Source organism: Mycobacterium sp. (assembly GCF_032162105.1).
Taxonomy (GTDB): Bacteria; Actinomycetota; Actinomycetes; order Mycobacteriales; family Mycobacteriaceae; genus Mycobacterium.
In genome coordinates this window covers 1-7,511 of sequence record NZ_JAVRPS010000427.1, presented here as the reverse complement: position 1 = coordinate 7,511, position 7,511 = coordinate 1, and the positions used below count along the sequence as shown (strand labels likewise).

The window sequence follows — 7,511 nt, the reverse complement described above, 5'->3', positions numbered from 1 at the left end:
TACGGCGTGACCGGATGCCTGCTCAGGATCGACACTCGGTTGAACGCGTTGATGGCGGTCGCCACCCAGATCACCGCGGACAGCTCGTCGTCGGTGAACGTCTTTCTGGCGCGGGCGTATTCGCGTTCGGCGGTGTCGTGATCGGGCAGCGTGGTGGTGATCTCGGCGAGCCGCAGCGCGGCCTGCTCGTGTTCGTCGAACAGCTCGGTGTCCCGCCAGACCGACAGCGTCGCCAACTGTTTCTCGGTGACCCCGGCGGCCACCGCGCGGCGATGGTGAACCTCCAGGCAGGACGGGCATCCATTGATCTGCGACACCCGGACGTTGACCAGCTCGACCAGGCAGCGGGTCAAGCCCGCCTCCCTGGCGGTCTTGCCGACCGCGGTCGAGACACCGACCAACGCCTGATAGGCCGGGCGTGATTGATGGTCGATGTGTACGTGCTCGATGTCCATCACACGCCTCCGGATCGTCCCGCCACGGCAGGTACTGTCGATTACGTCGATCGTATGCAAGTCGATCGTATGCAATGGGAGGAACATCAATGACGCTGACCGACAAGACCGGCGCCCCCGTCACCATCTCGAAGGAACCCCACCAATTCACCATCAGCGTGGACGGAAAGACGGTGGGGCTGGAGGATTTTGCCGAGCGCGACGGGCAGCGGGTGTTCTATCACACCGAGATCGACGACGCGTTCGGTGGACGCGGGCTGGGCACCGTGCTGATCGCCGAGGCACTGGCTGCGACGCGCGCCGACGGACTGCGCATCGTCGCGGTGTGCCCGATGGTGGCCGGCTACGTCAAGAAGCACCCCGAATTCGACGATATCGTCGACCGCCCGACGCCAGAGATTCTGGAGTCCCTGCCCAGCTAGGGGCACCCAGCCGGCCGCCTGACGGCCAAATTTTCGTACGCAATTGCTGCGTCCTTGCGCTCCAGCACGGTACGGTCATACCCGGTTGATCCCCCAGCCACCCGGACCCGTCACGGCGGCGACAGAGAAGTCCCTGCTGAGAGCACCCGCTCTGCACCCGACGTAGGCCGACCAAATGCGTGGTTGTGCCCTCGGAATGACGGAGTCCCTTGGCTGAGAATCCAGCGGTGACCGCGACGTCCCGCAACGGCAGTCGCACGCCGCGTCGACGGGTTCGATATGTGGCGCAAGGTAACCAAAACGATCTCGAGTTGATTACTACCCCATTCGTGCACGCGCGCCGTGTGTCGAAGTCGCCTGATCAGTGCAACAGTCCGATACATGCCGCGCCCGCGGTGACGTCAGGGGGAATGTCGTGAGTCGATTCACCGACACGATGTTCAGCAACGCACGATCGAGTACGAAGGGCATGGTCACCGGCGAGCCGGAGACCCCGGTCCGGCACAGCTGGGCCGAAGTCCACGAACGCGCCAGGCGGATCGCCGGTGGCCTCGCCGCAGCTGGTGTGTCACACGGTGACGCCGTCGCGGTGCTCGCCGGCGCTCCGGTCGAGATCGCCCCGACGGCACAAGCCATCTGGATGCGCGGCGCCTGCCTGACCATGCTGCACCAGCCGACCCCGCGCACCGATCTGCAACGCTGGGCCGAGGAGACCACCGCGGTCATCGAGATGATCGGTGCCACGGCGGTCGTCATCTCCGATCCGTTCATGCCCGCCGAGCCACTGCTGACGCAGCTCGGGCTCAACGTCGTCACCATCGAGAAGCTCCTGCAGGCCGAGCCCGCGGATCCCGTCGAGACCGACGACGACGACATCGCCTTGCTGCAGCTGACGTCCGGCTCCACGGGGTCGCCCAAGGCCGTGCAGATCAGTCACCGCAACGTGGTGTCCAACGCCGAGGCGATGTTCATCGGCGCGGAGTTCGACCAAGAATCCGACGTCATCGTCAGCTGGCTGCCCTGCTTTCACGACATGGGCATGACGGGCTTCCTGACCGTGCCGATGTACTTCGGCGCGGAGCTGGTCAAGGTCACGCCGATGGACTTCCTGCGCGATACCTTGTTGTGGGCCAAGCTCATTGACAAGTACAAGGGCACCATGACGGCCGCGCCCAACTTCGCCTACACACTCTTCGCCAAGCGGCTGCGCAGGCAGGCCACGCCAGGCCAGTTCGACCTCTCCACGCTGCGGTGGGCGTTGTCGGGCGCCGAGCAGGTCGAACCCGCCGACGTCGAGGACCTCATCGACGCGGGCGCCCCGTTCGGCTTGCGCCCCGAAGCCATCCTTCCCGCCTACGGCATGGCCGAGACCACCGTGGCGGTGTCGTTCTCGCAATCCGGCGGAGGCATGGTCATCGACGAGGTCGACGCCGACCTGCTCGCCGTCCTGCACCGTGCCGTACCCGCGTCGAGGGGCAACACCCGTCGACTGGTGTCGCTGGGTCGCGTGCTCAAGGGCCTCGAGGTCCGCGTCGTCGCCGAGGACGGCAGCATCCTGGGCCACCGCGCCGTCGGCGTCCTCCAGGTCAGGGGCGAGCCGGTCACCATCGGCTACACCACCGCGGCCGGTTTCATCGGGGCACAAGACCTGGATGGCTGGTACGACACCGGCGACCTTGGCTACCTGACCGAGACCGACGAAGTCGTGGTCTGCGGGCGGGTCAAGGACGTCATCATCATGGCCGGACGCAACGTCTACCCGACCGACATCGAACGTGCCGCCGCCCGGGTTTCCGGCGTCCGGCAGGGCTGCGCCGTGGCGGTACGGCTGGATGCGGGACAATCGCGGGAGAGCTTCGCGGTCGCCGTGGAATCCAAGGAGCACGAGGACGCCGCCGAGGTGCGGCGCATCGAGCGGCAGGTGGCCCACGAAGTGGTCGCCGAAGTGGACGTCCGGCCGCGCAACGTCGTCGTCCTCGAGCCAGGGATGATCCCCAAGACCCCCTCGGGCAAGCTGCGACGAGCCCACGCCATGCCGCTCGTCATCTGACCTGACGGTTTGGCACCCCTCGCGCGATGGCCCCCTCTTGGTTTCGCGGCGAGTAAATTGAGCCGCTGATCGGGAGTTGCGGTGCCGACGCGCCCCGGAAAGGGACGGTATGGCCGACTACGACGCCCAGCCCGGTCGCGACGCGGTGCCGGGGTCGGACCCGTCACCCGCACAACTGGAATCCGACGAGGTCGATCTGTACCTCGGTCTCAGCGGAGTCGCCAGGATCGTGGCCGGCGCCCGGAGCGTGCCCGACCTGCTCAATGACGTCGCCGAGTTCGCGGTGCAAGCCATCCCCGGCGTCGACGGCGCGAGCGTGACGTTGATCGACGCCGATTCCTGCTCGCCGCGCGCGGAGGCCTGGGCGGCCACCCCGCAGTTCGTCCGCGACATCGACGCCCTGCAGTACAACGTGCTCAACGAGGGGCCGTGCGTGACGTGCATGCAGTCGCGCCGCCCCACGGTCAGTGGGTCGATCGGGAGCGACGACCGGTGGCCGCACTTCGGCGGCCACGTCGCCCGCATGGGGGTGCACTCGGTGCTCGCGCTGCCGCTGATGATCGCCGACCAGGTGATCGGCGCGATCAATGCGTACGCCTACCAGCGCGACGCATTCGCCCAGCATGCCGTGCAACTGGGTGCGCAGTTCGCCGGCCCGGCCGCGGTGTCGGTGTACAACGCGCAGCTGCTCGCGTCGGCCCAGGAACGCACCGACCGACTGCAGCGCGCCCTGAGCTCCCGCGCGGTCATCGACCAGGCGATCGGCATCATCCGCAGCCGGTCCGGTGGCAGCGCCGAGGAGGCGTTCGAACGGCTCGCCCGGATGAGCCAGAGCGACAACATCAAACTCAACGTCGTCGCGGAGCGACTCGTCGAGGAAGCGGTGCGACGCGCCCGCACCCGGCAGAGCTCGGGGTGACGTTTCCCCCTGGCCGTCCATGGAACAGACTGAGGCCATGACGGACCCCGCTGCCACCCGCGTCGCGGTATACCTCGATTTCGACAACATCGTCATCTCGCGCTACGACCAGGTGAACGGGCGCAATTCATTTCAGCGCGACAAGACGGGCGGGCTGGACCCGGATCGACTGGCCCGGGCGACGGTCGACGTCGGCGCGATCATCGACTTCGCGTCGTCGTTCGGCACGCTGGTGCTGACCCGGGCCTACGCGGACTGGTCGGCCGATCTGAACGCCGCCTACCGCGGGCAACTGGTGGGCCGCGCCGTCGACCTTGTGCAGCTGTTCCCCGCCGCGGCGTACGGCAAGAACGGCGCCGACATCCGGTTGGCGGTCGACACCGTCGAGGACATGTTCCGGCTGCCCGACCTGACACACGTCGTGATCGTCGCCGGTGACTCCGATTACATCGCGCTGGCGCAGCGCTGCAAGCGGCTCGGCCGGTACGTGGTGGGCATCGGGGTGGCCGGGTCGTCGAGCCGATCGCTGGCCGCGGCGTGCGACGACTTCGTCATCTACGACGCGCTGCCCGGCGTCCCCGCGTTCGAACCCGACCCCTCGCCGCCCGAGACCGAGGCGCAGAGCGAAGCCGTCGCGCCGAAGAAGCGACGGCGTGCCGCGCGGCCGGCCGACAACGAGGAGCCGGAGGCGCCGGACCCGCAGGCCGCGGCCACCGCGCTGTTGCAGCGCGCCCTGCAGATCGGCTTGGAAAAGGACGACGCCGAGTGGCTGCACAACTCGGCGGTGAAGGCGCAGATGAAGCGGATGGACCCGTCGTTCAGCGAAAAGTCAATTGGCTTCCGGTCTTTCAGCGATTTCCTGCGGTCACGGTCGGACGTCGTGGAGTTGGACGAGAGTTCGACGACGCGGTTGGTGCGGCTGAAGTAGGGCGTTCGTCACACACGCCACACAAGTCACGGCGCAGAACCACTAGTCGAAGTGCCCACCACTTCCACCCTCGGCTGATCCAGGGGCTATTGGGACGCCTGGGACTCGAGGCCACGAATTGCCACCCAGGCGCGCGGCCCCTACGTCAGCTTGCTGCCGTGGCGCCACTGGTCCCACGGCACGCTCCAGTCCCCGTTCTGAGAGATCTGCAGCGGTTTGCCGCCGGTGTTGCGGACCTCGACGACGTCGCCCGGCACAGAGAAGTCGAAGAACCACTTGGCGTTGTCGCCGTTGAGGTTCAAACAGCCGTGGGAGGTGTCGGTGTTGCCCTGCGCCCACACCGTGGCGTTGAGCTGGTGCAGGTAGATCCCGTCGGAGCTGATCCGGGTGGCGTACGCGATGGTCTCGCGGTAGCCGAGCCGGGAGTTGACTGGCAAGCCGAACGTCGACGAATCCATGATCACCGGGTTGGCCTTGTCCATGACGGTGTAGACGCCTGGCGGGGTAAAGAACGACAAGGTGGTGCCGTCGATCGTCTGCGTCCCGCCCATGCCCATCGACGTCGGCATGGTGCGGACCAGCTGACCATTGTTGAAGACGCTGACCTGTTTGGTCACGTCGTCGGCGATCGAGACGTGAGCGTCACCGATCCTGAACGACACCTTCTCGTCCTCCGCGCCGTACAGCCCGTCCCCGAGCGGTGTGCCGTAGATGTTGGCGTTGACAGTGACGGTCGTGCCCGGGGCGTAGTACTTCTCCGGTCGCCAGTGCGCCGTCGTGTCGCCAGTCCAGTACCACGACCCCGGCACCGGCGGGTTGGTGGTGACGGAGAGGTGCCGTTCGGCGTTGGCCTTGTTGTCGATGGCCTCGTCGAAGTGCGCGACCACGACGGTGCCGATGCCATACGTGGCACCGTCCTGCATCAAGCCCCCAGCGACCGTTTCGAGGTAGACCTGCGTCTGGTTACTCGGGGACACCGTGGTGAAGCTGGCCGTCTGGCGCGACGGCATGCCCTGCGGACCACGGGCGAGGATCGTCATCGAGTAGGTGCGGTCGTACCCGAGTTGGCTGGTCGGCTTCCAGGCCGTGCCATCCGGCGTGAGCACGCCCGGGATCTCCTTGCCGCTGGCGTTGACCATCGTGACGTCGGTGATGGTGCCGCTGGTGGCGGTGATCATCACCGGGCCCGCGGGGTTGACCTTGTCGGCTCCCGGCGTCGGCGTGATCGACAACACCGCGGGCGCCGAGGTGGGCACGACCGGGTCCGACGCGGCCAGGTCGCGCGGCGCGGCCACCACCTGGCATTTGCTGCCTGGGCACTGCGGGGTATCGGTCACGACAACTCCCCCGAGCACGGCCAGCATGGCGAAAGCCGCGGCCAACCAGGCTCCACGGACACGGCGAGACGACGTCAAAACACTCCAGACTTCTTCGATTTGTGGCCAGATCCGGCCGGTGTCTCATCGTAGGCGGCGCATCCGACGACGACACGTCGGGCAGGCGTCTGTGCGGGTTTCGTGATCGTCTTGTTTCGTCGTGTTCGCTCAATGGCCACGTACGTCGATCTTTGCCCGAGATCGTTTGGTATGTACGGTGTACTTACACGACAAACGAGGCAATCATGAGGAACACCGACGCCAAGACCACTAAAACTGCGCGCGATCAGCGGCTCAACGTCCGTGCCAGTGTTCAGCAGCAGCAGCTGATACGTCGGGCTGCAGAAGCCACCGACCGAACCGTCACGGACTTCATCCTCGGCAGCGCCTTGGAAAGTGCCGAGCGGGTGCTCGCCGATCGCAAGTGGTTCGCCGCCAGCGAAGAGCAGTGGGCCGAGTTCCAGGCTCTGCTCGACGCACCGTTGGAGCCGCTGCCGAAGCTCCGTCGGCTTCTCCAACGCGAAAGCCCGTTTGCCGAGGCTGATTGACGCTGGTGGTCAACGACCAGTCTGGCCCCGCGAAGCCGAACCCTCCGGAGAAGCTCACCAAGGCGCACGACCGCATGGAATTCGAATCGGGTGCGACGGAACTCGACGAATGGCTGCGGAAGTACAGCTGGCAGAACCAGCGGGCCAACAACGCGACCACTTACGTCAGCACGTACCAAGGTCGTGTTGTCGGCTACTACGCGATCACCGTTGCAGGATACGAACGCAGCGCCGCTCCGGAGGCGATCGCCAAGCGCGCACCCGAGTCGGTTCCCTGCTTTCTATTGGCCAGGCTCGCTGCGGACATCGACTGGCAGGGCAGAGGACTCGGGTCGGGCCTTTTGAGCGACGCACTCCGGCGTGTCCTCCTGCTGTCAGAGTCAGTGGCAGCGCCGGCGCTGCTGGTGCATGCAAGGGACGAGGCGGCACGCGACTTCTACCTGCGTCAGGCTGAGTTCCTCCAATCCCCTGTAGAACCGCTTCACCTGCTGTTGCCGATGAAGACGATCGCGTCGGAGATCGAACTGGCATACAGGCGCGCCTCCGAATCAAAGCCAGCTCTCTGAACGACAGCGTCGGGGCTCAGTCGGCCCGGCCCCGCACGACCTGTTCGACGCGTCGCGCCGCCTCGGCCGGATCCTCGTGCTCCCACACCCGCACGCTGACCCACCCGGCGTCGGCGAGCCGGCTGTCGGTGTCGCGGTCGCGGGTGCGGTTGCCCTCGACCTTGTCGGCCCAGAACCTCGCATTCGCCGCGGCGACGGTGTGGTGCTCGGGGCAGCCGTGCCAGAAGCAGCCGTCGAGGAACACCGC

General features: G+C 66.7%; 8 protein-coding genes and 1 pseudogene. 6 read left to right on the top strand and 3 right to left on the bottom strand.

The window, feature by feature from the left end:
- Nucleotides 1-455: carboxymuconolactone decarboxylase family protein (locus QOC69_RS21685; RefSeq protein WP_526443405.1), on the bottom strand; the 455-nt coding region annotated here is incomplete at its 3' end.
- 89 nt (nt 456-544) lie between these two features.
- On the opposite strand from QOC69_RS21685, the gene QOC69_RS21680 reads away from it, so the two are divergent.
- The 4 genes from QOC69_RS21680 (at nt 545) to QOC69_RS21665 (ending at nt 4,774) form a co-directional block, all read left to right on the top strand.
- The gene (locus QOC69_RS21680) at nt 545-877 is read left to right on the top strand and encodes a GNAT family N-acetyltransferase (protein ID WP_526443403.1); all 333 of its coding nucleotides are present in this window, start codon (nt 545-547) and stop codon (nt 875-877) included.
- 415 nt (nt 878-1,292) lie between these two features.
- Complete coding sequence (locus QOC69_RS21675; RefSeq protein WP_526443401.1) at nt 1,293-2,927, top strand: fatty acyl-AMP ligase; 1,635 nt, start codon at nt 1,293-1,295, stop codon at nt 2,925-2,927.
- A 109-nt stretch (nt 2,928-3,036) separates the two neighbouring features.
- On the top strand, nt 3,037-3,846 hold the full coding sequence (locus tag QOC69_RS21670; protein ID WP_526443399.1) for a GAF and ANTAR domain-containing protein: 810 nt from the start codon (nt 3,037-3,039) through the stop codon (nt 3,844-3,846).
- Between the two features lie 37 nt (nt 3,847-3,883).
- Complete coding sequence (locus QOC69_RS21665) at nt 3,884-4,774, top strand: NYN domain-containing protein (protein ID WP_526443397.1); 891 nt, start codon at nt 3,884-3,886, stop codon at nt 4,772-4,774.
- 140 nt (nt 4,775-4,914) lie between these two features.
- On the opposite strand, the gene QOC69_RS21660 is transcribed toward QOC69_RS21665, so the two are convergent.
- Nucleotides 4,915-6,138, bottom strand: coding sequence for an Ig-like domain-containing protein (locus tag QOC69_RS21660; protein WP_526443409.1), 1,224 nt, complete (start codon nt 6,136-6,138; stop codon nt 4,915-4,917).
- Nucleotides 6,139-6,395: 257 nt separating this feature from the next.
- Between QOC69_RS21660 and QOC69_RS21655 the strand changes: the two genes are divergently transcribed.
- Nucleotides 6,396-6,698, top strand: a complete 303-nt coding sequence (locus tag QOC69_RS21655; RefSeq protein ID WP_526443395.1) for a type II toxin-antitoxin system TacA family antitoxin — start codon at nt 6,396-6,398, stop codon at nt 6,696-6,698.
- A gap of 5 nt (nt 6,699-6,703) precedes the next feature.
- Nucleotides 6,704-7,264, top strand: a complete 561-nt coding sequence (locus QOC69_RS21650) for a GNAT family N-acetyltransferase (RefSeq protein WP_526443407.1) — start codon at nt 6,704-6,706, stop codon at nt 7,262-7,264.
- A 16-nt stretch (nt 7,265-7,280) separates the two neighbouring features.
- On the opposite strand, the pseudogene QOC69_RS21645 reads toward QOC69_RS21650, so the two are convergent.
- Nucleotides 7,281-7,511 (bottom strand): annotated as a pseudogene (locus QOC69_RS21645) (very short patch repair endonuclease); the annotation flags it as partial.

Excerpts from the sequence above, each read along its gene's own strand:
- QOC69_RS21680 (WP_526443403.1), top strand. The coding sequence starts at position 545 with ATGACGCTGACCGACAAGACCGGCGCCCCCGTCACCATCTCGAAGGAA.
- QOC69_RS21660 (WP_526443409.1), bottom strand. The coding sequence starts at position 6,138 with ATGCTGGCCGTGCTCGGGGGAGTTGTCGTGACCGATACCCCGCAGTGC.
- QOC69_RS21665 (WP_526443397.1), top strand. The coding sequence starts at position 3,884 with ATGACGGACCCCGCTGCCACCCGCGTCGCGGTATACCTCGATTTCGAC.
- QOC69_RS21655 (WP_526443395.1), top strand. The coding sequence starts at position 6,396 with ATGAGGAACACCGACGCCAAGACCACTAAAACTGCGCGCGATCAGCGG.
- QOC69_RS21670 (WP_526443399.1), top strand. The coding sequence starts at position 3,037 with ATGGCCGACTACGACGCCCAGCCCGGTCGCGACGCGGTGCCGGGGTCG.